The 20,845-nt window shown below is 64.3% G+C and carries 22 protein-coding genes; 17 read left to right on the top strand and 5 right to left on the bottom strand.

Going from position 1 to position 20,845, the window contains the following annotated elements; translation table 11 throughout:
• Positions 1-33 precede the first annotated feature (33 nt).
• Positions 34-864: a type I methionyl aminopeptidase gene (gene map / locus LCM24_RS02870; RefSeq protein ID WP_224802670.1), complete on the top strand. Its 831-nt coding sequence runs from the start codon at positions 34-36 to the stop codon at positions 862-864.
• A 101-nt stretch (positions 865-965) separates the two neighbouring features.
• Here map and LCM24_RS02865 read toward each other — a convergent pair whose 3' ends face one another.
• Both LCM24_RS02865 and ccmA read right to left on the bottom strand, forming a co-directional pair.
• Entirely contained in the window at positions 966-1,625 is a 660-nt protein-coding gene (locus LCM24_RS02865) for a heme exporter protein CcmB (RefSeq protein ID WP_224802669.1), read from the bottom strand.
• Positions 1,622-2,203, bottom strand: coding sequence for a heme ABC exporter ATP-binding protein CcmA (ccmA, locus tag LCM24_RS02860; protein ID WP_224802668.1), 582 nt, complete (start codon positions 2,201-2,203; stop codon positions 1,622-1,624). The genes LCM24_RS02865 and ccmA overlap by 4 nt, the downstream gene beginning before the upstream one ends.
• A 54-nt stretch (positions 2,204-2,257) precedes the next feature.
• Between ccmA and LCM24_RS02855 the strand changes: the two genes are divergently transcribed.
• The gene (locus LCM24_RS02855) at positions 2,258-2,554 is read left to right on the top strand and encodes a 4a-hydroxytetrahydrobiopterin dehydratase (protein WP_224802667.1); all 297 of its coding nucleotides are present in this window, start codon (positions 2,258-2,260) and stop codon (positions 2,552-2,554) included.
• Here the strand turns inward: LCM24_RS02855 and LCM24_RS02850 are convergent.
• The 3 genes from LCM24_RS02850 to LCM24_RS02840 are packed head-to-tail and all read right to left on the bottom strand — an operon-like array spanning position 2,543 to position 5,039.
• Positions 2,543-3,580 carry an alpha/beta hydrolase gene (locus LCM24_RS02850; RefSeq protein ID WP_224802666.1) on the bottom strand — a complete coding sequence of 346 codons (1,038 nt, stop codon included), beginning with the start codon at positions 3,578-3,580 and terminating at the stop codon, positions 2,543-2,545. The two genes, LCM24_RS02855 and LCM24_RS02850, sit on opposite strands and share 12 nt — an antisense overlap.
• Before the next feature lie 12 nt (positions 3,581-3,592).
• Positions 3,593-4,399 (bottom strand): SDR family oxidoreductase, encoded by an 807-nt coding sequence (locus LCM24_RS02845; protein WP_224802665.1) that lies wholly within the window; start codon positions 4,397-4,399, stop codon positions 3,593-3,595.
• A gap of 22 nt (positions 4,400-4,421) precedes the next feature.
• Positions 4,422-5,039 carry a DNA-3-methyladenine glycosylase family protein gene (locus LCM24_RS02840; RefSeq protein WP_224802664.1) on the bottom strand — a complete coding sequence of 206 codons (618 nt, stop codon included), beginning with the start codon at positions 5,037-5,039 and terminating at the stop codon, positions 4,422-4,424.
• A gap of 81 nt (positions 5,040-5,120) precedes the next feature.
• On the opposite strand from LCM24_RS02840, the gene LCM24_RS02835 reads away from it, so the two are divergent.
• From LCM24_RS02835 to murC, 15 genes are all read left to right on the top strand, one after another.
• Positions 5,121-5,438 carry a 2Fe-2S iron-sulfur cluster-binding protein gene (locus tag LCM24_RS02835; protein WP_090480814.1) on the top strand — a complete coding sequence of 106 codons (318 nt, stop codon included), beginning with the start codon at positions 5,121-5,123 and terminating at the stop codon, positions 5,436-5,438.
• 42 nt (positions 5,439-5,480) lie between these two features.
• A complete protein-coding gene (locus LCM24_RS02830; protein ID WP_224802663.1) occupies positions 5,481-6,497 on the top strand; it encodes a cysteine synthase A in 1,017 nt (338 codons plus the stop codon).
• A 26-nt stretch (positions 6,498-6,523) separates the two neighbouring features.
• Positions 6,524-6,895: a hypothetical protein gene (locus LCM24_RS02825; RefSeq protein ID WP_224802662.1), complete on the top strand. Its 372-nt coding sequence runs from the start codon at positions 6,524-6,526 to the stop codon at positions 6,893-6,895.
• Positions 6,879-7,619: a Gldg family protein gene (locus LCM24_RS02820; RefSeq protein ID WP_224802661.1), complete on the top strand. Its 741-nt coding sequence runs from the start codon at positions 6,879-6,881 to the stop codon at positions 7,617-7,619. Before LCM24_RS02825 ends, LCM24_RS02820 begins: the two co-directional genes overlap by 17 nt.
• 341 nt (positions 7,620-7,960) lie before the next feature.
• Complete coding sequence (locus tag LCM24_RS02815; RefSeq protein ID WP_224802660.1) at positions 7,961-8,446, top strand: division/cell wall cluster transcriptional repressor MraZ; 486 nt, start codon at positions 7,961-7,963, stop codon at positions 8,444-8,446.
• Positions 8,443-9,381 (top strand): 16S rRNA (cytosine(1402)-N(4))-methyltransferase RsmH, encoded by a 939-nt coding sequence (gene rsmH, locus LCM24_RS02810; RefSeq protein WP_224802659.1) that lies wholly within the window; start codon positions 8,443-8,445, stop codon positions 9,379-9,381. The genes LCM24_RS02815 and rsmH overlap by 4 nt, the downstream gene beginning before the upstream one ends.
• Positions 9,381-9,893, top strand: a complete 513-nt coding sequence (locus LCM24_RS02805; RefSeq protein ID WP_090480830.1) for a hypothetical protein — start codon at positions 9,381-9,383, stop codon at positions 9,891-9,893. The genes rsmH and LCM24_RS02805 overlap by 1 nt, the downstream gene beginning before the upstream one ends.
• Before the next feature lie 41 nt (positions 9,894-9,934).
• Entirely contained in the window at positions 9,935-11,638 is a 1,704-nt protein-coding gene (locus LCM24_RS02800) for a peptidoglycan D,D-transpeptidase FtsI family protein (RefSeq protein ID WP_224803451.1), read from the top strand.
• Positions 11,635-13,107, top strand: a complete 1,473-nt coding sequence (locus LCM24_RS02795) for a UDP-N-acetylmuramoyl-L-alanyl-D-glutamate--2,6-diaminopimelate ligase (protein ID WP_224802658.1) — start codon at positions 11,635-11,637, stop codon at positions 13,105-13,107. Before LCM24_RS02800 ends, LCM24_RS02795 begins: the two co-directional genes overlap by 4 nt.
• Entirely contained in the window at positions 13,104-14,570 is a 1,467-nt protein-coding gene (locus LCM24_RS02790) for a UDP-N-acetylmuramoyl-tripeptide--D-alanyl-D-alanine ligase (protein WP_224802657.1), read from the top strand. The genes LCM24_RS02795 and LCM24_RS02790 overlap by 4 nt, the downstream gene beginning before the upstream one ends.
• A gap of 18 nt (positions 14,571-14,588) precedes the next feature.
• Entirely contained in the window at positions 14,589-15,659 is a 1,071-nt protein-coding gene (gene mraY, locus LCM24_RS02785; protein ID WP_160595384.1) for a phospho-N-acetylmuramoyl-pentapeptide-transferase, read from the top strand.
• Positions 15,656-16,951 carry a UDP-N-acetylmuramoyl-L-alanine--D-glutamate ligase gene (gene murD / locus LCM24_RS02780; RefSeq protein WP_224802656.1) on the top strand — a complete coding sequence of 432 codons (1,296 nt, stop codon included), beginning with the start codon at positions 15,656-15,658 and terminating at the stop codon, positions 16,949-16,951. The genes mraY and murD overlap by 4 nt, the downstream gene beginning before the upstream one ends.
• A gap of 5 nt (positions 16,952-16,956) precedes the next feature.
• A complete protein-coding gene (locus LCM24_RS02775; RefSeq protein WP_224803450.1) occupies positions 16,957-18,216 on the top strand; it encodes an FtsW/RodA/SpoVE family cell cycle protein in 1,260 nt (419 codons plus the stop codon).
• Positions 18,213-19,409 (top strand): undecaprenyldiphospho-muramoylpentapeptide beta-N-acetylglucosaminyltransferase, encoded by a 1,197-nt coding sequence (gene murG / locus LCM24_RS02770; RefSeq protein WP_224802655.1) that lies wholly within the window; start codon positions 18,213-18,215, stop codon positions 19,407-19,409. The genes LCM24_RS02775 and murG overlap by 4 nt, the downstream gene beginning before the upstream one ends.
• Positions 19,406-20,827 carry a UDP-N-acetylmuramate--L-alanine ligase gene (gene murC / locus LCM24_RS02765; RefSeq protein ID WP_224802654.1) on the top strand — a complete coding sequence of 474 codons (1,422 nt, stop codon included), beginning with the start codon at positions 19,406-19,408 and terminating at the stop codon, positions 20,825-20,827. Before murG ends, murC begins: the two co-directional genes overlap by 4 nt.
• Positions 20,828-20,845: the final 18 nt, after the last annotated feature.

Raw genomic sequence — 20,845 nt, 5'->3', positions numbered from 1 at the left:
CAATTTGCGCGCATCATCGCTACATGGGCGCGCATGACCGAATATCAGGTAATCGAGAGCGACCAGACCGTCTATCGTGACGGCACGATCAAGCTGCACGGAGCGGAAGGCTTCGAGGGCATGCGCAAGGCCGGACGGCTGGCCGCGGAAATCCTCGACGAATTGACCGGTTTCGTGAAGCCCGGCGTCACCACCGGCGAGATCGACGACCTCGTGCGCACCATGACGCTCGATGGCGGCGCGGTGCCTGCGACCATGGGCTATCGCGGTTATGCGCATAGCTGCTGCACCTCGATCAACCACGTGATCTGCCACGGCATCCCGAGTGAAAAGGCGCTCAAGGACGGCGACATTGTCAATGTCGATGTGACCCCGCTGCTCGACGGCTGGCATGGCGATACCAGCCGGATGTTCTTCGTCGGCGACGTGCCGCTCAAGGCCCGCAAGCTGGTCGACGTGACTTACGAATGCCTCATGCTCGGCATCGAGGCCGCCTCGAAGCCCGGCGCACGGCTGGGCGATATCGGCGCGGTCATCGAATCGCATGCCCGCCAGCACCGCTATGGCGTGGTGCAGGAATTTTGCGGCCACGGTCTCGGCCGCCTGTTCCACGATGCGCCCGAGGTGATCCACACTGGCCGCATGGGCACGGGTCCGGAACTGAAGCCCGGCATGTTCTTCACCATCGAACCGATGATCAATCTCGGCCGCCCGCACGCGAAATTGCTGCGTGACGGCTGGACCGCGGTAACGCGCGACAAATCGCTGTCGGCGCAGTTCGAACATTCGATCGGGATTACCGAAAACGGGGTGGAGATCTTTACCGAAAGCCCCAAGGGCCTCCACAAGCCGCCTTACTTGTAAGCGCCCTCAGTCGCCGGGCGCAGTGCGTCCGCACTGTTTGGCTACCTCGCAAAGGCTCGGGCGGGCGGTCGCCCTTGCGACACTGCGTGTCGTAGGTCCCGTCAGCTTTCGCGCGCAGCCTTGATCGCGGCACCTGCCGCCAACGGGGCGAGTGCACATAGCCCGAGACTGATTGCTGCCGTCAGCAGCAGGCCGCTCGGGTCCGGGCGGGCCAGCGTCCCCGCGCCGAAAATCAGGATGGGCACTGCCAGCGGGATGACCATCAGTCCGGCCAGCGCAGCGCCTCCCCTTAGGCTGGCAGTCAGGGCTGCGACCGCAAGGCCGACTGCCGCAAGGCCGGGCGTCCCGGCCAGCAGGCCCAGCAGTACGATGCGCGTGGTCTCTCCCGAAAGGCCGAGCAACGCCGCTGCGGGCAGCGTTGCGACCAGCAGCAGCGGGGCAAAGGCCAGCCAGTGCGCGACCAGGCGCGACAGCATGGCCCATTCCTCAGCTACGCCGCGCAGGGCGAGCTGGTCGAAGACACCGGCTTCCAGATCGCCCGACACGAGCTTCTCCAGCGGAAGGATCGCAGCCAGCAGGGCAGCCACCCAGATGACGCCGCCGCCGGTACGGGCCAGCAATTGTGCATCGGGGCCGACAGCGAACGGGTAAAGCATGGCAACGGCGAGGAAGAACAGGAGCGGAAGGACACCCGCTCCGCCGCGACCACCGGGCAGTAGCAGGCCGAGATCGCGGCGCAGGAGAGTGGCGAGAGCGCTCATGCCGCGTACTCGGCGAGATTGATGGTTTTTACGCCGGGCAGGGCCATCGCCTGGTGCGAAGCGACCATCGCAATGCCTCCGCTATCGCAATGCTGCGCCACCAGCGTCTCCACGCTTGCGACGGCCTGCGCGTCAAGGCCGTTCAGCGGCTCGTCCAGCAGCCAGATCGGGCAATTGCGATTGAGCAGGCGGGCAAGGGCCGCACGCTTTTTCTGACCGGTCGAAAGGTAACGAACGGGCACATCCATGAGAGGTGTCAGCTGCAGCAGGTCGAATGCGCGTCCCGGATCGCGGCACCCGTCGAGTTTCTCGTAAAAAGCGAGCGCCTTGCCCAACGGCAGGTTCGGATCGAGAGCCAGTCGCTCGTCCACAAGACCCATCGCGCCATCGCTTTCCACGGTTCCGGCGAAGGGGCGCAGCAATCCGGCAAGGATGCGGATCAGGCTCGACTTGCCGATCCCGTTTGCGCCCGCGATGTGGATGGCGCTGCCGGAGATGGCCTCGAACGATAGCGCGCGGAACAGCAGCCGTTCGCCGCGGCGGCATGCGAGGTCGGATGCTGCTAGGCGCGCTTGCATGGGCGGGAGCGATAGGCAAAAGCGCTGCCAGCGACAAGCAGGAGAGATTCGCAAATGGGTTCCGTCGAACAGCTCACCCAGGAAGAACGCGACAGCTGGCTGCGGGCCTTGCCCCAATGGTCGCTGGCCCGCGACGGCGACGCGATCGAGCGCAAGTTCGAATTCGACGACTTTTCCAAGGCCTTCGCCTTCATGACCCGAGTCGCGATGATCGCCGAGACGCGCGACCACCATCCCGAATGGTTCAACGTTTACAACCGCGTGGAGATTACGCTGACCACGCATGACGCAGGCGGATTGAGCCTGCGCGACGTGAAGATGGCCCGCAAGATCGACGCGTTACTCGCCTAGATTGCCTTCGCGCGGCGTCGGGCCGAGCTCCAGCAACAAGCAGCGGTAATAGATCGCCTCGCGCGCCCGCTCCGCCGTGCCCGGCGTCATCGCGATGCTGTTTTCACGCGTGCATTCCTGTTCGAGGAGCGCATTTTCTTCAGCACTGCGCTCCCTGATTTCCGGGCCGCCGATGAGCGGATAGCTGCGATATTCGCGGCTGGGCGTGCCGTAGAGGGCGCGGAAAGCGTCGAGGGCCATCGGGTGATAAAGCGTTCCGTGAGTCTCGCTCTCGCCGGCATCGACAAAGGTCCATGTCAGGTTTTCCGGAGCATGCAGCCGTAGTGCGGCGATCAGGTGTTCCGTCCCCTCGCGGTGCCAGTCACCTTCGTTGGCGGTCGAAAGATACAGCCGTTTTGCACCGGGGCCTATCTTCTCAAGGTAGCCACCGGCTTCCCGGCCATACCTCATCTTTTCCCACCACATGCTTGGCGAAATGGCGATGTAGTCGTCGAACAGCGCCGGCTCTTCGAGCAGCGTTTCGACCACGAACAGCGCGGCGAGCGATTCTCCCATGATCGCATCGCGGCCATCGGTGCGGAACTGCGCCTCGACCAGCGGCTTGAGTTCTTCTTTCAGGAAGCGCCGGTAGTCTGCCGAACCACCGGGGGTGGCTCTCAAGGCCTCTTCATATGGCGCGGGATCGGCAGCGGGAGGCGAAAGTTCGTGCCTGCGGTTCACGCTCTGGATGCCAACGAGGATGAAGGGCTCGAACGAGTAATTCATCTCGCGGCTCTGCGCGATGCCGGCGATATGGGCGAAGTCCTGCTCCGGTCCGCCATCGAGGAGGTAAACGACGGGAAAGGCGCGCTCCGGCTCGGCTTTGTATTCGGCCGGCAGGCGCACCGTTATCTTGCGCGTGCCTTCTTTCAGAATCGCGCTTTCGACCGTGTACGTCTGGCCTAGGACATAGGGCTCGGCCTCGGTGAGCTGGGCGCTAAGGGGCGCGGCAAGCAGCAGCGCTGCCAGCGACAGGATAACTCGCATGATCGTGGGTCCTTACTGGCCGAGGGGACGGGCCGACTGGCGCGTCTGCTTGCGCACGCGGCCGGGCATCCAGCGCGATCCGAAAGCGATACGCTTTGCCGTCTTGCCGACGGTCGTGTGAAGCTTGTCGCCGTGAACAGCGTCCCACGCTGCCTGCGCAACCTCGGCCACCGGAGTGATCTCGAGCCCTGCGTCCTTCACGCGCTGGCGAATGCCCTCGTTGCTCTGCGCATTCGGCGTATGATCGAGCAGCGGCGTGTCGATGAAGCTCGGCATGATCGAGCGGACATTGATGCCGTCTTCCGCCCATTCGCCATCGAGGCTTTCGGTGATCGCCCGCACGCCGAACTTGGTCGCGGAATAGACGCTTGCGCCGGGCGTGCCGTAGATCCCGGCGGCACTGGCGGTGTTGAGCAGGCATGATCCAGGCGCGGTCTTCTTGAGATGCGGATAGGCTGCCTGCGCGCCAAACAGGACGCCCTTCAAATTGATGTCGAGGCATCGCTCGATCTCGGCTGTCGAGTTTTCCATCAGCGATCCGCCGAGCGGAATCCCCGCGTTGTTCGCCAGCACGTCGATCCGGCCACCGCTCGCAGTGGCAAAGCCGTCGAGTGCGTGGTCCCATGCCTCGCGGTCGCGCACGTCGAACTTGTGGGCGAAGGTGAACCCGTTCTCGATCAGGGAAAGCGTTTCGTCCATGCCTGCCTGGTCGATATCGCCGAGGCCGACGAACCAGCCTTCATCCGCGAATTTCAGCGCGATCGCGCGGCCGATGCCGGATCCGCCACCCGTGATGAAAATCGCTTTGCGTTCGCTCATGTCTCTCTCCCTCGCGCGCCCGTCAAAGCGCGGCATTGTTGTAGGTGTGCCACGTGAATATGGCCATGGCTCCGCGATAGGGGCGCCATTGTTCGCCCAACTCGCGGGTGTGTTTCTCGCTTGGTCGCTCCGGCAAGCCACGCAGGCGTCCCACGGCTTCCTGGACCGCCAGGTCGCCTGCGGGCCAGATGTCCTGCCGGCCTTCTGCAAACAGCAGGTAGATCTCGGCCGACCAGCGTCCGATGCCCTTGATGCGGACCAGTTCGGCGATGGCTTCCTCGTCGTCCTGCGGTAGGCTCTCCAGGTCGAGTTCCCCACTCTCGACGAGTTCGCACAGGGACCTGGCATACCCCTGTTTCTGGCGAGAAAGCCCGCATGCCCTCAAGGTATCGAAGTCGCGGTCGAGCAATTCGCGCGCCGCCATGTCCTCGCCCAGTTCCGTCTCCAACTTGTTCCAAACCGAGGCTGCCGCAGCGACGCTGACCTGCTGTCCCACGATGGTGCGAAGCAGGGTGCGATAGCCGGTCGGGCGGATGCGTTCTTCCGGATAGCCGCAGCGCTCGATCGCGGCGGCCACCACTGCATCGCCGGCGGCCACGGCATCGAGATGCTCGCGCAATTGCGAATTGGTCAGGCCCACCTTGCGCTTCTGCTCCCTATTGAATAGCAGCGCAACGCATAGGGCCCGTTTGGCGGGCGAGGCAACAAGGATACGCAATCGATGCCCAAGCTGATCGTCACCACCCGCGAAGGCGAGACGAGCGAGATCGAAGTCGAAGACGGCCTGACCGTCATGGAAGCCATTCGCGACAACGGCTTCGACGAATTGCTGGCACTGTGCGGTGGCTGCTGTTCGTGTGCGACCTGCCACGTCCATGTCGATCCCGCCTTCCAGGACAAGCTTCCCGAGATGAGCGAAGACGAAGACGACCTGCTGGAATCGACCGAACACCGCGTCGAGACCTCGCGCCTGTCGTGCCAGATTCCCTTCACCGGCGAACTGGACGGGTTGAAGGTTACTATCGCCCCTGAAGATTGATGTTGTTTGCGAGGTAGGGCGGCCGCGCCTACCTCACGCAACATGACACAAATTCCCATTCGCGAGCATGCGCTCGACCTGATCGGCAACACGCCGCTCGTACGCCTTGAAGGGCCGAGCGCGGAAGCCGGCTGCGATATTTACGGCAAGTGCGAATTCGCAAACCCGGGCGCCTCGGTAAAGGACCGGGCCGCGCTTTATATCATCCGCGATGCAGAGGCGCGCGGCGAGTTGAAGCCGGGTGGCTGCGTGGTCGAAGGCACGGCTGGCAATACCGGTATCGGTATCGCGCTGGTGGCCAATGCGCTCGGCTATCGCACGATCATCGTGATGCCGGACAACCAGTCCAAGGAAAAGATGGACACGCTGCGCGCTCTGGGCGCGGAGCTTGTCACTGTCCCGCCGACGAAGTTCGCCGACAGCAACCACTTCGTCCATACCTCGCGCCGCCTGGCAGAGGAAACCGAAGGCGCGGTCTGGGCGAACCAGTTCGACAACACCGCCAATCGCAAAGCCCATATCGAGGGCACGGCGAAGGAAATCTGGGAACAGACCGGCGGCAATGTCGATGGCTTCACCTGCGCGGCAGGCACCGGCGGCACAATTGCTGGCGTGGGCATGGGCCTTAAGGAATTCGACGAAAATGTCGTCATCGCGCTGACCGATCCGCACGGCGCGGCGCTCTACAGCTATTATGCGAGCGGCGAGCTCAAGGCAGAAGGCTCTTCGGTTGCCGAAGGGATCGGGCAGGGCCGGATCACCGGCAACCTGGAAGGCGCGCCGATCGACACGCAATTTCGTATCTCGGACGAAGAAGGTCTCGACTGGGTCGCACGCCTGCTGCGCGAGGAAGGACTGTGTCTCGGCCTGTCCAGCGGCATCAATGTCGCGGGCGCGGTCGCGCTCGGGAAACAGCTCGTCGCGGAAGGACGGGAAAGTCCGAAAGTCGTCACAATCCTTTGCGACACCGGCTTCCGCTACCTTTCCAGCCTCTACAATGCAGAGTGGCTGGAGGCCAAGGGCCTGCCGGTATTCGACTGGCTGAAGGCTTCCGATTGACGAGAGGCTCGAAGGAGCGCAGAATCATGAAAATGCCGCGCTATTTCGATCTATCCACCAGCAAGCCGCAGATTGGCGGCCTGCCTGAAGCACCGCTGGGCGGTTCACGAGCGCAGGCGGTCCATCGCCTGCAAATCGGGATTGCCGGCGTAGTCCTCATGGTCCTGCTCGTCGGATTGGCGAGCCTGGTGCAGGATCGCGCGCGCGAAGTCGACGCGTCCTCCGTACCGCAGGCTGCCGCCACCACCGAACCGAGCGCCGAGCCAACACAGGCCGACCCCCTGGTCGAAGCCGGTGTGGTTCCCGATTTGCCTGCCGAGCCCGTACCCTCGAGCACGCAGAGCCCTGCCGTGGTGCCCGAACAGGGTATCGGCGATCCGAATGCCCCTGCTGAATAAGGCGGCTCTTCTTTCGGCGTTCCTTTTGCTCGCAGGCTGTGCGGCCAGCGAGGAGGAGGCGCGTGGCGGGTCGGGTATCGAACAAGAACCGCTGGGCCTGTTTACGTCACTCCCGATCTATTGGGCGGAAGGGCAGGACATTGCCGCCATGCTGGAAAGCAATTCGCAAGAGCCGAGCTGGGTGCGCTCCCTGCTCGAAGAGCGATACGATCTGACGCCTCTCGACACGCTTGAAAAAGATGCCATCGACGGTCTCGACCGGCTTGTCATCGCACAACCGCGGGCATTGGCGCCGTCCGAAAACGTAGCGCTCGACGAATGGGTGCGAGGCGGCGGCAGGGCATTGGTGTTCGCAGATCCGTTCCTTACCCAGCATTCCGAATTCGCCCTCGGCGATCCGCGTCGCCCGTTCGACGTCGTGCTGGTTTCGCCGATCCTGGCGCGCTGGGGTCTGACGCTCGAATTCGACGACACGCAGAGCCAGGACGAACGGGTCGTCGCAGGGCCGGACGGCGATTTTCCCATTCAGCTGGCCGGCCGTTTCGCGCTCGGCGATGGGGGAGAGGATGCGCGCTGCAGCCTGTCTTCCGATGCGCTTGTTGCGGACTGCGCGATCGGCGCAGGGCGGGTGTTGCTGGTCGCGGATGCCGCCGTGCTCGACACGGAAAGTGACGATGCGCAGCGGCGGGCCGCGTTGTCCGGGCTGCTCAAGCGACTCGACTGAAAGATATCCTGCGGGATTTCACGGGAAGGAGCGCGGGAAAACACGGGCCGGATGGCGATTCCCCGTATAAAACCGACACTTGCGTTAGGATGATGGTAAGAATGGCAGGCGCCATGAAGAGAAATTAATCCATATAAATCAGCTATTTGCAGGTTTATCCCGTAAAATCCCGCAATTTTCCCTTTCATCCCCGCGTCTCCCGCGATAAATCTTTCCCACATCGGACAGCCAGTGTCTTTGCGCGCTCTCCCAATCGGGTTGGCGAGCCGGTCGAGCACGTGCTCGGGCGGACGGGGAGGATGTGTCCGAGGGGGATTTGAACACAGGCCGGGGACAAGGCGTTGCAATTCGGAGGGTATAGCGGACAAGCCTACTCGCCTGCTGGCGACAAGGGCCGCTTTGTGCTCCCGCCGATCTTCCGCAAGGCCTTGAAGGAATCGAGCGACGGCCGTGTCCTGTGCCTGATGAAGCACACCAGCTGGGACTGCCTCGTCGGCTTCGGCCTGTCCCGCAAGGAAGAACTCAACGCACAGCTCGACCGCGAAGAAGAACTGGCCGTTCGTCTCGGCAAGGAATTCGACCGCGACACGCGCGCCAGCCAGCTTTTCGGCTTCCTCGAAATGCCCTTCGACGACAGCGGTCGCTTCGTGATGCCCGAACATTTGCGCGCCCTCGGCAAGATCGAGGACGGGCTCTACTTCCAGGGCGGTGGACGCTTCTTCACGCTGTGGAACCCCGCCGAACTCGCCAAGATGGGCGATGACTGGGCCGGCGCGAAAGCCGCCTGCGAAAGCTTTCTTGCCGATGCGAAGGCGAAGGGCAAATGAGCGGCGCGCCCCACATCCCCGTCCTCCTCGACGAAGTGATCGAAGCGCTCGATCCGCAGCCCGGCGATGTCATCATCGACGCGACCTTCGGGGCGGGCGGCTATACGCGCGCACTGCTGGAGCGCGGCGCGACCGTGCATGCATTCGACAGGGATCCCGACGCAATCGCTTCGGGTCGCACATGGCGCGAGACGGGGGAAAACCCGCCGCGCCTTATTCTCCATCCCCATCGTTTCTCCGAAATGCTCGACGTCATGACGTCGGCCGGAGTGGCGCGAGTCGATGGCGTGGTGATGGATATCGGCGTGTCTTCAATGCAGCTTGACCAGGCGGAGCGCGGCTTTGCCTTTTCCTCGGACGGGCCGCTCGACATGCGGATGAGCCAGGACGGCGAAAGCGCCGCCGACTTCCTCAATTCGGCCGACGAAAGCACGATCGCGGACGTCATCTACCAGTACGGTGAAGAGCGCCAGTCGCGCCGCGTGGCCCGGGCCATCGTCGCCGCGCGTCCCCTGGAGACGACCGGAGAACTGGCGCGCGTCGTGCGCAAGGCGCTGGGTCACAAGCCGCATGACAAGAAGGACCCGGCCACCCGCACATTCCAGGCCATCAGAATTCACGTGAACGGCGAGCTCGACGAACTGTCCCAAGGGTTGTCGGCTGCCGAACACTTGCTGCGCGAAGGGGGCCGCCTTGCGGTGGTCAGCTTCCACAGCCTCGAAGACCGGATCGTCAAGCGTTACCTTCGCGAGGCCTCCTCAACCCCGAGTGCTTCGCGTCATGTCCCAATGGTGACGCAGGACGATCCGGTTTTTTCGAAAGTCAGCAAGGCGATCAAGCCCGGCAAGGCCGAGCTGGAGCGCAATCCGCGTGCCCGTTCCTCGGTCCTGCGTCACGCCACGCGTACCGCCACCCCGGCAAGGGAGGCCGCGTAATGGTGCGCTCCTCCCGCCTCCGCCAGATCGGCTGGCTCCTTGCGCTTGGCGCCTGCCTCGCAGCCCTGCTCGCGCTCACCTTCAAGGTGAATGCGGTGAAGAGCGACGTGCGCCTGGTCGAGCGTCAGATCATCGCTGCCGAACGCTCCAAGCTCATGCTCGAAACCGAATTCCAGACACGTGCCAGCCAGCACCAGCTGGCGGCCTGGAACCAGGTCGAATTCGGATATTCCGCGCCCCGTGCCGACCAGTATGTCGAGCAGGAGCGCCAACTGGCCGTGCTGGGAACGCCGCGCGGTCACGACGCCCCGCAGCCCATTCGTGTCGCGATGCTGCGCCCTGTCAGCCAGGGTGAAGACGAAGAGAGCCTCTTCGGGGACTGGCTCGGCGAGGAGGAACAACCTCCCGCCGTCGCCAGCACCACGCCTGCGCGGGGTCTCGCCACATCGCTCGCCCAGCGGCTGGCCGAGCCGGGTAACGCTTCCCTTGCGTCGGCAGAGGTGGCGCGGTGAACGCTTTTTCCGCCATCAATGGCGGACCGGGTGCAGTCAGCATGGCCGTCGCAAGCGGCCGGGTCCAACTGGTTACCTTGCGTGAACGCTCGCTCGACCTTGCGCGCTGGCGCGTCCTGTGGATCGTTGCGGCATTCGCTTTCCTCGCCCTGATCGCGGTGATGCGCATCTCCTACCTCGGCATGAACGGTGCCGAGGCGAGGGCGACCACGCTGGCCGACGCGCTGCTGCCGCCGCGCGGCGAAATCACCGATCGCAATGGCGTGCCGATGGCGCGTGCTTTTCCGGCCTATGCCCTGTGGTTCAATCCCAAGGCGCTGGGCGAAGACGGCGATCCGCTCGTGCGTGCACCTGAAGAAGTCGCCGCGAAGCTGGGCGAGATATTCCCCGATCTCGATCAGGCGAAGGTTGCGCGCCAGCTTGCTGCAGGAAAGCAAGGCTACCTACGCCGCCGTCTGCTGCCCGAAGAAGCAAACCGGGTGCAGGAAATCGGCGAGCTCGCTCTCGAAATCCCGATGGAAGAGGATCGTCACTACCCGCAGGGCAAGATGGCGGCCCACGTGCTGGGCTATGTCGCCGCCGATGGCAGCGGCCGCGTCGGTATGGAGCAGGTCCTCGACGGACACCTGAGCAATCCCGAGACGCGCGGAACACCCGTCGCCCTGTCGATCGACGTGCGCGTCCAGGGCGCCCTCGAAGACGAACTTCGCCGCGGCATGAAGCTGACGCAGGCGCAGGGCGGGGCGGGGATCGTGCTCGACGTGGATACGGGCGAAGTCCTCGCGCTGGCATCGCTTCCCGAATTCGATCCGAACAAGATCGACAAGGACGGCCAGGCGCTGATGTTCAACCGTGTGACAAACCAGGTTTACGAGCTGGGTTCGACCTTCAAGCCGTTGTCTGTCGCAGCCGCGATCGATGCCGGTGTCGTGCGTGATCTGGGCAAGCGCTACGACGCTTCGCCCGTGAAGGTCGGCAGGTTCTCGATCAAGGATAGCCACGCGATGGGGCCGGACCTCAACGTGGTCGAAACGCTCATCCATTCCTCGAACACCACGACCGCGCGGATTGCCGATGAACTCGGACCGGAACGCCTGCGCCGCTACATGATAGACATGGGTATGAACGAGCGCCCGCATATCGAACTGCCGGCCAAGGGTTTCCCGATCTGGCCGGGCGAGAAATGGCCGCGCTTGCGCAGCATGACGGTCAGTTACGGACACGGCATCGCGGTTACCCCGCTTCACCTCGCAAGCGCCTATGCAGCGATGGTCAATGGCGGCGTATGGCGCCCGGCCACCCTGCACAAGCTGGGTGCGGGCGAAGCGCCCAAGGGTCGCCGCGTGTTCAAGGCTTCGACCTCCAGCCGGATGCGCCAGATGCTGCGCGCGACGGCAATCTACGGGACGGGTCGCAATGCGGACGCTCCGGGCTATCGCGTCGGCGGAAAGACCGGCTCGGCCGAGAAGCCGGGCGGCAAGGCAGGCTATCGCCGCACAGCACTGGTTTCGACTTTCGCTGCCGCCTTCCCGATGGATCGCCCGCGCTATGTCGTGATCGCCATGCTCGACGAGCCGCGCGGCACGCTCGCCAGTTCCTACCAGCGTACGGCTGCCTGGAACGCGGCGCCCATCGTCGGCCGTCTCGTCCCGCGTATCGGCCCGCTGATCGGCGTGCGCCCTGACGACACGCGCGACATCGATATCTCTGCAATCAAGCCGCTTATCCCGGGAGCCATGGAATGAGGCTCGACAAGCTTTGCGAAAAAGCGGGCATCATCTGCCCGGGTGACGGCAGCGCTAATGTGACCGGTTTCGCCATCGACAACCGCAAGGTCGCGCCCGGCACCGTGTTCGGTGCCTTCCAGGGCAGCGTGGTCAATGGAGAGGACTTTATTCCCGCCGCTATCGAAGCAGGCGCCATTGCAGTCGTCGCCCGGCCAGAGGCCAAGGTGGAAGGCGCGATCCACATCGCGAGCGAGGAACCCCGCAAGGATTTCGCCAAGCTCGGCGCGCGGTTCTTCACGCCGGTACCCGATCACATCGTCGCGGTAACGGGGACGAACGGCAAGACCTCGACCGTCGAGATGACGCGCCAGATCTGGCGCATGGCGGGCGAGCGTGCAGCCAGCATCGGGACGCTCGGGGTCACCACCCCCGACGAGAGCGTGTCGACCGGCCTGACCACGCCCGACATAGTGACCTTCCTATCGAACATGAGCGGGCTAGCGCGCGAAGGTGTGACGCATGTCGCCTACGAGGCGTCGAGCCATGGTCTTTCGCAATCGCGCAACGAGGGCGTTCCGGTCTTAGCGGCGGCATTCACGAACTTCAGCCGCGACCATCTCGACTATCATAAGGACATGGAAGACTACTTCGCGGCCAAGATGCGGCTGTTCGACGAAGTGGTATCGGACGGAGCGACAGCGGTTGTCTGGCTCGACGGCAGCGAATGGAATGCGCGCGTGGTCGACCACGCCAAAGGTCGCGGCCTCAATGTAATGACGGTGGGCGAGAAGGGCGAGGATATCTGCCTCATCGAGCGCCAGCCCACGCAGCTCGGCCAGACCCTCAAGGTCTCGCACGAAGGGACCGAGCGCACGATCAACCTGCCGCTGATCGGCGCCTACCAGGTGTCGAATGCCCTGACCGCTGCGGGCCTTGCTCTTGCAACGGGCATCGATGCTGGCCGCGTATGGGACGGTGTCGCCCGGCTCCAGCCGGTCCGTGGCCGTCTCGAACGAGCAGCCATCGCGCCGAGTGGAGCGCCGGTCTATATCGATTATGCGCACACGCCCGACGCTATCGAGGCGGCGATCGCCGCGCTTCGCCCCCATGTCGGCGGGCGGCTTATCACCGTCTTCGGTGCCGGCGGCGACCGCGATCACGGCAAGCGCAAGCCCATGGGCGAAGCGGCGGCCAAGGCCAGCGATGTGGTTATCGTCACGGATGACAATCCGCGCGGCGAGGATCCTGCGGATATCCGCCGCGCCGTGCTTGAAGGCGCGCCCGAAGCCAGAGAAATAGGCGGCCGTCGCGAAGCAATACATGCCGCCATTGCAGAAGCCGGACCCGACGACATCGTGCTTGTCGCGGGCAAGGGTCATGAAACGGGTCAGATCATCGGATCGGGAGAAAACATGAAGGTCCTTCCCTTCGACGACGTGGAAGTCGCCCGCGAATGCGCGGCTGCCATCGCCAGAGGTGATGCATGAGCGCGGCTATCCTGCGCCACCCCGCCTATGTCGAATGGACGAGCGATCCGCGCGATCGCTTGCCCCTGACCCTGTGGGATTCCAATACGATAGCCGAGGCCACCGGCGGCACAGCCAGCTGCGATTTCCAGGTCTCCGGTGTAGAGATGGATAGCCGTGACGTAGTGCACGGAGACCTTTTTGTAGCCCTCAAGGGCGAAGCGATGGACGGACATCGCTTCATCGACAAGGCATTCGAAAACGGCGCGGCGGCCGCCATCGTGGATCGCGTGGTCGACTATCCGCACGTGCTGGTCGAAGACACCACCGAAGCTCTCGCGGCGCTCGCCCGAGCAGCCCGCAGCCGGACCGAGGCGCGGATCATCGGTGTCACCGGATCGGTCGGCAAGACCGGGGTGAAGGAAGCCATCTTCGCAGCGCTGGAACGCGCCAGCCGCGGTGCGGCGCATCGTTCGACACGCAGCTACAACAACCATGTCGGCGTCCCGCTCAGCCTTGCCCGGATGGGTGCGCGCAGCCGCTTCGGCGTGTTCGAAATGGGCATGAACCATGCCGGCGAAATCGAAGGGCTGACCGCGCAAGTCCGCCCGCATGTCGCCGTCATCACTACCATTGCTCCCGCGCATATCGAGAACCTCGGTTCCATGAAGGCGATCGCAAACGCCAAGGCGGAAATCTTTTCCGGCCTGGAGCCGGGCGGCACGGCAGTCATCCCTGCCGACAGCGAGCATTACGAACAGCTCAAGCTCGCCGCCCTGCGTGTCGGCGCGAAGGTCGTCAGCTTCGGCAAGGCGCGCCATGCCGATATGCGCCTGCTCGACGCGATCCCGAGCGCCAATGGCGGCAGCCTCGTCACCTGCGAATTCGACACCGGCCGGTTGTGCTACACCGTGGCCGAACCGGGCGAGCACTGGGTTGCCAACTCGCTTGCCGTCATGGCGGCAGTGCGCGCAGCGGGCGGCGACATGGCCGCAGCCGGTCTCGCGCTTGCCGAAATGGGCGGGCTGAAAGGCCGGGGCGAACGCCACGGCATCGATGCGCCTGGCGGCAAGGCGCTGATGATCGACGAAAGCTACAACGCCAATCCCGCCAGCATGCGTGCAACGCTGGCGCAGCTTGGCACCACGCCTTCGACCCGTCGCATTGCCGTCCTCGGCGCGATGAAGGAGCTGGGCGACTTCGCTCCCAAGTTTCACGCCGCGCTGGCAGAGCACGTCATTGCAGCGGATATCGACTATGCGGTGCTGGTAGGCGACGAGATGGGCGCTTTGGCCCGCGAACTGGGGAAACCCGTCCTCAACTCGCTTGGCAAGCCGCTCGAGTGGGAGCATTGCTTGACTGCCGACGAGGCGATCGGATTGCTCGAGGATTTCGGCATCGTGGCGGGCGACGCGGTGCTGGTCAAAGGTTCCAATTCGGTCGGGCTCGGCCGGCTCGTGGACCGTTTCACCCGCCCTGAATAGGAGGCCCCGCGCGGCCCGATGCTCTACCTCCTCGCCGAGTATTTCAATTTCGAAGGCCTGTTCAACCTGGTCCGCTACCAGACGGCGCGGGCAGGGGCGACGCTGCTCACCGCGCTACTGATCGGCTTGCTAATCGGCCCGCGCTTCATCGACATGCTGCGTGTGCGCCAGGGCAAAGGACAGCCGATCCGCGAAGACGGACCGCAGACGCACCTGGCGAAGGTCGGCACGCCGACCATGGGCGGCCTGATGATCCTCGTCAGCCTGTTCATTTCGATGATGCTGTGGATGGACCTGTCCAACCCCTTCATCTGGGCCTGCCTCGCGGTGACCGGCGGGTTCGGCCTGATCGGTTTCCTCGACGATTACGACAAGGTGTCGAAGGCCAGCCACAAGGGCGTTTCGGGCCGCACCCGCCTGTTGTTCGAATTCATCGTCGCAGGCGCGGCCAGCTGGATCATCGTCAGCCAGATCAACACTTTCGTCTACGTCCCCTTCATCAACGATTTCGGGGTCGAGCTCGGGCCGTTCTATTATGTGTTCGCCGCCTTCGTGATCGTAGGCGCAGGCAATGCGGTGAATCTCACCGACGGGCTGGACGGCCTTGCCACCATGCCGGTCATCATCGCTGCCGGTACCTTTGCGATCATCGCCTATCTCGTGGGCCGCGTGGACTATTCCGAATATCTCGGCATTCCGCACGTTGCGGGTGCTGGCGAACTGGCGATCATGTGCGCGGCGATCATCGGCGCAGGTCTCGCCTTCCTGTGGTTCAACGCCCCGCCTGCCGCCGTTTTCATGGGCGACACGGGTTCGCTGGCCCTTGGCGGTGCGCTCGGCGCGATTGCCGTGGCGACGCACCATGAAGTCGTGCTCGCCATCGTCGGTGGCCTGTTCGTGTTCGAGGCGCTTTCGGTCATCATCCAGGTCTTCTGGTTCAAGCGCACGGGCAAGCGCGTCTTCCGCATGGCCCCTATCCACCACCATTTCGAGCAGCTCGGCTGGTCCGAGAGCAAGGTCGTCATCCGCTTCTGGATCGTCGCCATCGTGCTCGCACTCCTGGGGCTGGCAACGCTCAAGCTCAGATGATCACTTCACCTGCCTGGAAGGACAAGAGATACGCGGTGCTCGGCCTCGCGCGGTCCGGCCGGGCGACGGTCGAGGCCTTGCTCGCCGCGGGCGCGGACGTGCTGGTGTGGGACGACCGCGCTGAAGCGCGCGAACCTTACAACGGGCGCTGCGCCATTGGCGACCCGCTGGAGGCTGACCTCACCGGCTATGCAGGTGTAGTGGTCAGCCCCGGCGTCCCGCTCAACACGCATCCGATCAAGCCGCATGCCGATAGCTTCGGCGTGCCGGTGATCGGAGATGTGGAGCTGTTTGCGCAGGCGCGCGCCGACCTGCCGCCCCACCGCGTCGTCGGTATCACCGGCACCAATGGTAAGTCGACCACGACCGCGCTGGTCCACCACATCCTGAGGCAAGCTGGCGTGCCGACCACCATGGGCGGCAACATCGGTCTGCCGATTCTCGAGCAGGAGCCATTGTCGGAAAGCGGGGTCTATGTGCTGGAGCTGTCGAGCTACCAGATCGACCTGACCTATTCGCTCGATTGCGAAGTGGCGGTGCTGCTCAACATAACGCCGGACCATCTGGATCGGTACGATGGCGACTTTGCAAAATACGCCGCGAGCAAGTTTCGCCTGCTTTCCATGCAGACGCGGGGGCACAATTCCATTGCCCGCTTCAAGGATGCGCGGTCGCTCGGACAGTTCGCCGAGGGCTCGATTGCGAGCATCCTAGAAGACGTCTTCGAGAACCGGGGTATCGCTCCCGAAGAGCAGGCCAACTGGCCCTCGCTCCAAGGGCCGCACAATCATGAAAACGCTGCTGCGGCTATCGAGGTGTGCGACATTCTCGGCCTGTCGCAGAGCCAGATCAAAGCAGGCCTCGAAAGCTACCGCGGCCTCCCGCACCGGATGGAGCGGGTCGCGGAAATCGGCGGCGTCGCTTATGTCAACGACAGCAAGGGCACCAACACCGCTGCCGCTGCCCCCGCGCTCGCAGCATTCGACAATATTCACTGGATACTGGGCGGGCTCGCCAAGGAGCCGGGGCTGGGCGAATGCGAGGCCGAACTGCCCCGCGTGAAAGCCGCCTACACGATCGGCAAGGCAGGCCCGGACTTTGCTGCGCTGCTGGAAGGCCGCGTGCCGGTGGAGCAGTGCGAAACGCTCGACCGTGCGGTGAATGCTGCTGCCGCCAAGGCTGAGGCAGGAGATACCGTTCTCCTCTCCCCCGCCTGCGCCAGCTTCGACCAGTATCAGGACTTCGAAAAGCGCGGCGTGCATTTCCGCGCGCTGGTGGAGGGGCTGGAATGAGCACCATGCAGCCTTATGTACCCGGCGCGAAACGCAAGCCTGCGCATATCCCTGCTGGCAAGATGTCGCGCTGGAGCGAGATCAAGATCTGGTGGCGCGAGATCGACCGCGTGCTGCTCGGCCTCGTCCTGCTGGTGATGACGCTCGGCACGATCGCGGTTGCTGCCGCAAGCCCCGCCAGCGCGGATCGCCTGTCCACGTCGAGCACCACGCTCGACCCGCTCTATTTCTTCTACCGTCATATCGTTTGGCAGGTGCTGGCGCTAGGCGTGCTGGTGGGCGTCTCCATGCTCAGCCGCGAGAATGCGCGCCGCCTCGGCGTGGTGCTGGCTGCGGGTATGATCGGTCTCCTGTTCCTCGTTCCCTTCATCGGGGTGGAGATCAACGGCGCGCGGCGCTGGATCAACCTGGGCATGCAGTTCCAGCCGTCCGAATTCCTGAAGCCGGGTTTTGCAATCACCATGGCGTGGATCCTCTCATGGCGCATGCGCGATCCCAACCTTCCGGTGTTGCTGATTGCGACATCGCTGCTGGTCCTCATCGCGGCGCTGATGATGCTGCAGCCCAATTTCGGCGGCACCATCCTGTTCGGCGGCGTGTGGTTCGTGATGGTGATCCTGTCGGGCGTTCCGGTGAAGCGGCTTGGCGCGGTCATCGGGGGCGGGATCGCGGGCATCACCGCGACCTATTTCCTCTATGACAACGCGCGCCACCGTATCGATGCCTTCTTCGGCGGCGGCACCGCTTTCGACCAGGTCGACCTTGCCAGCCGCACCCTGCTGGCCGGCGGCTGGACGGGCGCGGGATACGGCCTCGGCATTCGCAAGATGAGCCTGCCCGAGGCGCATACGGATTATATCTTCTCCGTCATCGGTGAGGAATTCGGCCTGATCGCCTGTGCGCTGATCGTGCTGCTTTATCTCGCCATCGTGGTGCGCGTGCTGATGCGGCTGGTGGACGAGGACGACCTGTTCGCGCTGCTGGCCGGAACGGGCCTCGTCTCGCTGCTCGGCGGGCAGGCTTTCATCAACATGCTCGTGAACCTCCAGCTCTTCCCGTCCAAGGGCATGACGCTGCCGCTGGTGAGCTATGGCGGCTCGTCCACCATCGCCGTGTGCCTTGCCATCGGGCTGCTGATCGCGATCACGCGGCGCAATCCCTATCTGAAAAGGTCCACCCGGGGGCTTGGCGACCTCATCGGTTTCGGGCAGGCGGACCGGATGAACGAGAAACCATCGCCCTTGTCGCGCGATATCTACCAATGACGACATCGAACCGACATTACGTGCTGGCCGCCGGGGGCACCGGAGGGCACTTGCTGCCCGCCTTCGCGCTGGCCGCAGAACTCGACCGGCGTGGCCATCACGTCGCCCTGATCACCGACGAGCGCGGGGCCGAAATTCCCGGCAAGCCCGATTTCATGCCCGCGCATGTCCTGCCCGCCGGGCGCTTCGGCAAGAACCCGCTGCAATGGGTGAAGGGCACCAAGGCGGTGCTGGAAGGGCGCAAGATGGCGCTGCGCCTGTTCGAAAGTTTCGAGCCGAGCGCGGTTGTCGGCTTCGGCGGCTATCCTTCGCTTCCGGCCATGCTCGCGTCCACCTCGGCGAAGATCCCGACGGTGCTGCACGAACAGAATGCCGTGCTGGGCCGGGTGAACCGCCTTTTGTCGGGCCGCGTGCAGGCTATCGCTACCGCTTATCCCGACGTGCAGCGGCTGAAGCCCAAGCATGGCGACAAGGTTCACCTCGTCGGCAATCCGGTGCGTGCAGAAGTGCTGTCCCTGCGCGAGGAGCCGTTTCCCTCCTATGGCGAAGACGGCCTGCTGCGGGTGCTGGTCACCGGCGGTAGCCAGGGTGCGCGCGTCTTGTCCGAGATCGTGCCCGATGGGCTCGCCATGCTGCCCCCCGCCATTCGCGAGCGGTTGCAGGTTACCCAGCAATGCCGCCCCGAAGACCTCGACACCGTGCGCGAACGCTATCGCAGCCACGGCATTCCGGCCGAACTCGCGACCTATTTCGAAGACATGGCCACGCGCCTTGCCGATGCGCACCTGTTCATCGGGCGCGCAGGCGCTTCGACGATTGCGGAGCTGACCGCCGTGGGCCGTCCGGGCATCTTGATCCCGCTTCCCATCGCGACCGACGACCACCAGGCCGCCAACACCCGCGAAATGGTGAAGGCGGGCGGCGCGCGCATGATCCGGCAGGACAGGTTCGAGGCGAAGGAACTGGCGAAACAGATCCGCGTCCTGGCCGATGATCCCAAGGGTCTCGCCAATGCCGCGCATGCCGCGTGGAATTGCGGCCGTCCGCGTGCGGTCGAAGACCTCGCCGATCTCGTCGAAAGCTTCGGCGGGGCGGACATGATGGACGTCATCCGCGTCGGCGGAAACAATGCCCGCGGCGCAACGCAGGGCGCGCCCGCCGGGCAGGGCGCAAGCAGGGAGATCTCGGAATGAAGGGTGTCCCCACCGACATCGGAACGATCCACTTCGTCGGCATCGGCGGCATCGGCATGTCGGGCATCGCCGAAGTGATGAACAACCTTGGCTACACGGTGCAGGGTTCCGACATCAACGAGGGCCCGACGGTCGAACGCCTGCGCTCGCAAGGCATTGCCGTAAAGATCGGCCACGAGAAGGAAAACGTGGAAGGCGCGGCTGTCGTCGTCACATCCACCGCCGTGCGCCGGACAAATCCGGAAGTGGCCCACGCGCTCGAAAACCGGATTCCGGTGGTGCGCCGCGCGGAAATGCTGGCGGAACTCATGCGCCTCAAATCGACGGTCGCCGTCGCGGGGACGCATGGTAAGACCACCACCACCAGCATGATCGCGGCGCTGCTCGATGCGGGCAATGTCGATCCCACCGTCATCAACGGCGGCATCATCGAACAGTACGGCTCCAACGCGCGCCTCGGCGACAGCGACTGGATGGTCGTGGAAGCCGACGAAAGCGACGGCAGCTTTCTGCGCCTCGATGGCACGATCGCGGTGGTCACCAATATCGATCCCGAACACCTCGACCATTACGGCGATTTCGACGGGGTGAAGGACGCTTTCGTCGAGTTCATCCACAACGTGCCGTTCTACGGCGCGGCGATCCTGTGCATCGACCATCCCGAAGTGCAGGCGGTGATCGGAAAGGTCCGCGACCGGCGCGTAATGACTTATGGCTTCAGCCTGCAGGCGGACATATGCGGTGTGAACGTGCAGCCGCACGAAGGCGGTAACCGCTTCGATGTGATCGTGCGCCAGCGCGGCGAGGAAGACCGCCGGATCGAGAACGTGACTCTGCCCATGCCGGGCCGCCACAATGTCCAGAACGCGCTTGCCGCGATTGCCGTGGCGATCGAAATGGGCTGTCCCGACGACGTCATCTGCAACGGCTTTTCCAGTTTCGGCGGCGTACGGCGCCGCTTCACCAAGGTCGGCGAAGTGCCGTGCCGTGAAGGCAAGGTCACCATCATCGACGATTACGGCCACCACCCGGTCGAAATCCGCGCGGTGCTGGGCGCAGCGCGCGAAGCGACGAAGAGCCGCGTGATCGCCGTCATGCAGCCGCACCGCTATACCCGCCTGCAGGACCTGATGGACGACTTCCAGAGCGCGTTCAACGAGGCCGATGTCGTCTATGTCACGCCGGTCTACGCGGCTGGCGAGGACCCGATCGAAGGCGTCGATGCCAATGCGCTGGTCGAAGGCATCAAGTCGCGCGGTCACCGCGCGGTATCCACGGTTGAGGACCAGGCCGAGCTTGCGAAGAAGCTAGCCGGGGAGATCGAACAGGGTGACATCGTCGTGTGCCTCGGCGCAGGCGACATCACAAAATGGGCCGCTGGCCTCGCCGACGCTATCATCGAGGAGCGCGGCGCGTGATGCAGCAGCCCGATGACG

The sequence above is a fragment of the Qipengyuania aquimaris genome, from assembly GCF_020171965.1.
GTDB classification, from domain to species: domain Bacteria; phylum Pseudomonadota; class Alphaproteobacteria; order Sphingomonadales; family Sphingomonadaceae; genus Qipengyuania; species Qipengyuania aquimaris_A.
The sequence above is the reverse complement of the archived record's forward strand: the minus strand, read 5'-3'. Positions and strand labels throughout refer to the sequence as shown.

What these genes read in the sequence shown, in the direction of transcription:
- map (WP_224802670.1), top strand. Translation starts at nt 34, where the DNA reads ATGACCGAATATCAGGTAATCGAGAGCGACCAGACCGTCTATCGTGAC.
- LCM24_RS02865 (WP_224802669.1), bottom strand. Translation starts at nt 1,625, where the DNA reads ATGAGCGCTCTCGCCACTCTCCTGCGCCGCGATCTCGGCCTGCTACTG.
- ccmA (WP_224802668.1), bottom strand. Translation starts at nt 2,203, where the DNA reads ATGCAAGCGCGCCTAGCAGCATCCGACCTCGCATGCCGCCGCGGCGAA.
- LCM24_RS02855 (WP_224802667.1), top strand. Translation starts at nt 2,258, where the DNA reads ATGGGTTCCGTCGAACAGCTCACCCAGGAAGAACGCGACAGCTGGCTG.
- LCM24_RS02850 (WP_224802666.1), bottom strand. Translation starts at nt 3,580, where the DNA reads ATGCGAGTTATCCTGTCGCTGGCAGCGCTGCTGCTTGCCGCGCCCCTT.
- LCM24_RS02845 (WP_224802665.1), bottom strand. Translation starts at nt 4,399, where the DNA reads ATGAGCGAACGCAAAGCGATTTTCATCACGGGTGGCGGATCCGGCATC.
- LCM24_RS02835 (WP_090480814.1), top strand. Translation starts at nt 5,121, where the DNA reads ATGCCCAAGCTGATCGTCACCACCCGCGAAGGCGAGACGAGCGAGATC.
- LCM24_RS02830 (WP_224802663.1), top strand. Translation starts at nt 5,481, where the DNA reads ATGACACAAATTCCCATTCGCGAGCATGCGCTCGACCTGATCGGCAAC.
- LCM24_RS02825 (WP_224802662.1), top strand. Translation starts at nt 6,524, where the DNA reads ATGAAAATGCCGCGCTATTTCGATCTATCCACCAGCAAGCCGCAGATT.
- LCM24_RS02820 (WP_224802661.1), top strand. Translation starts at nt 6,879, where the DNA reads ATGCCCCTGCTGAATAAGGCGGCTCTTCTTTCGGCGTTCCTTTTGCTC.
- rsmH (WP_224802659.1), top strand. Translation starts at nt 8,443, where the DNA reads ATGAGCGGCGCGCCCCACATCCCCGTCCTCCTCGACGAAGTGATCGAA.
- LCM24_RS02805 (WP_090480830.1), top strand. Translation starts at nt 9,381, where the DNA reads ATGGTGCGCTCCTCCCGCCTCCGCCAGATCGGCTGGCTCCTTGCGCTT.
- LCM24_RS02800 (WP_224803451.1), top strand. Translation starts at nt 9,935, where the DNA reads ATGGCCGTCGCAAGCGGCCGGGTCCAACTGGTTACCTTGCGTGAACGC.
- LCM24_RS02795 (WP_224802658.1), top strand. Translation starts at nt 11,635, where the DNA reads ATGAGGCTCGACAAGCTTTGCGAAAAAGCGGGCATCATCTGCCCGGGT.
- LCM24_RS02790 (WP_224802657.1), top strand. Translation starts at nt 13,104, where the DNA reads ATGAGCGCGGCTATCCTGCGCCACCCCGCCTATGTCGAATGGACGAGC.
- mraY (WP_160595384.1), top strand. Translation starts at nt 14,589, where the DNA reads ATGCTCTACCTCCTCGCCGAGTATTTCAATTTCGAAGGCCTGTTCAAC.
- murD (WP_224802656.1), top strand. Translation starts at nt 15,656, where the DNA reads ATGATCACTTCACCTGCCTGGAAGGACAAGAGATACGCGGTGCTCGGC.
- LCM24_RS02775 (WP_224803450.1), top strand. Translation starts at nt 16,957, where the DNA reads ATGCAGCCTTATGTACCCGGCGCGAAACGCAAGCCTGCGCATATCCCT.
- murG (WP_224802655.1), top strand. Translation starts at nt 18,213, where the DNA reads ATGACGACATCGAACCGACATTACGTGCTGGCCGCCGGGGGCACCGGA.
- murC (WP_224802654.1), top strand. Translation starts at nt 19,406, where the DNA reads ATGAAGGGTGTCCCCACCGACATCGGAACGATCCACTTCGTCGGCATC.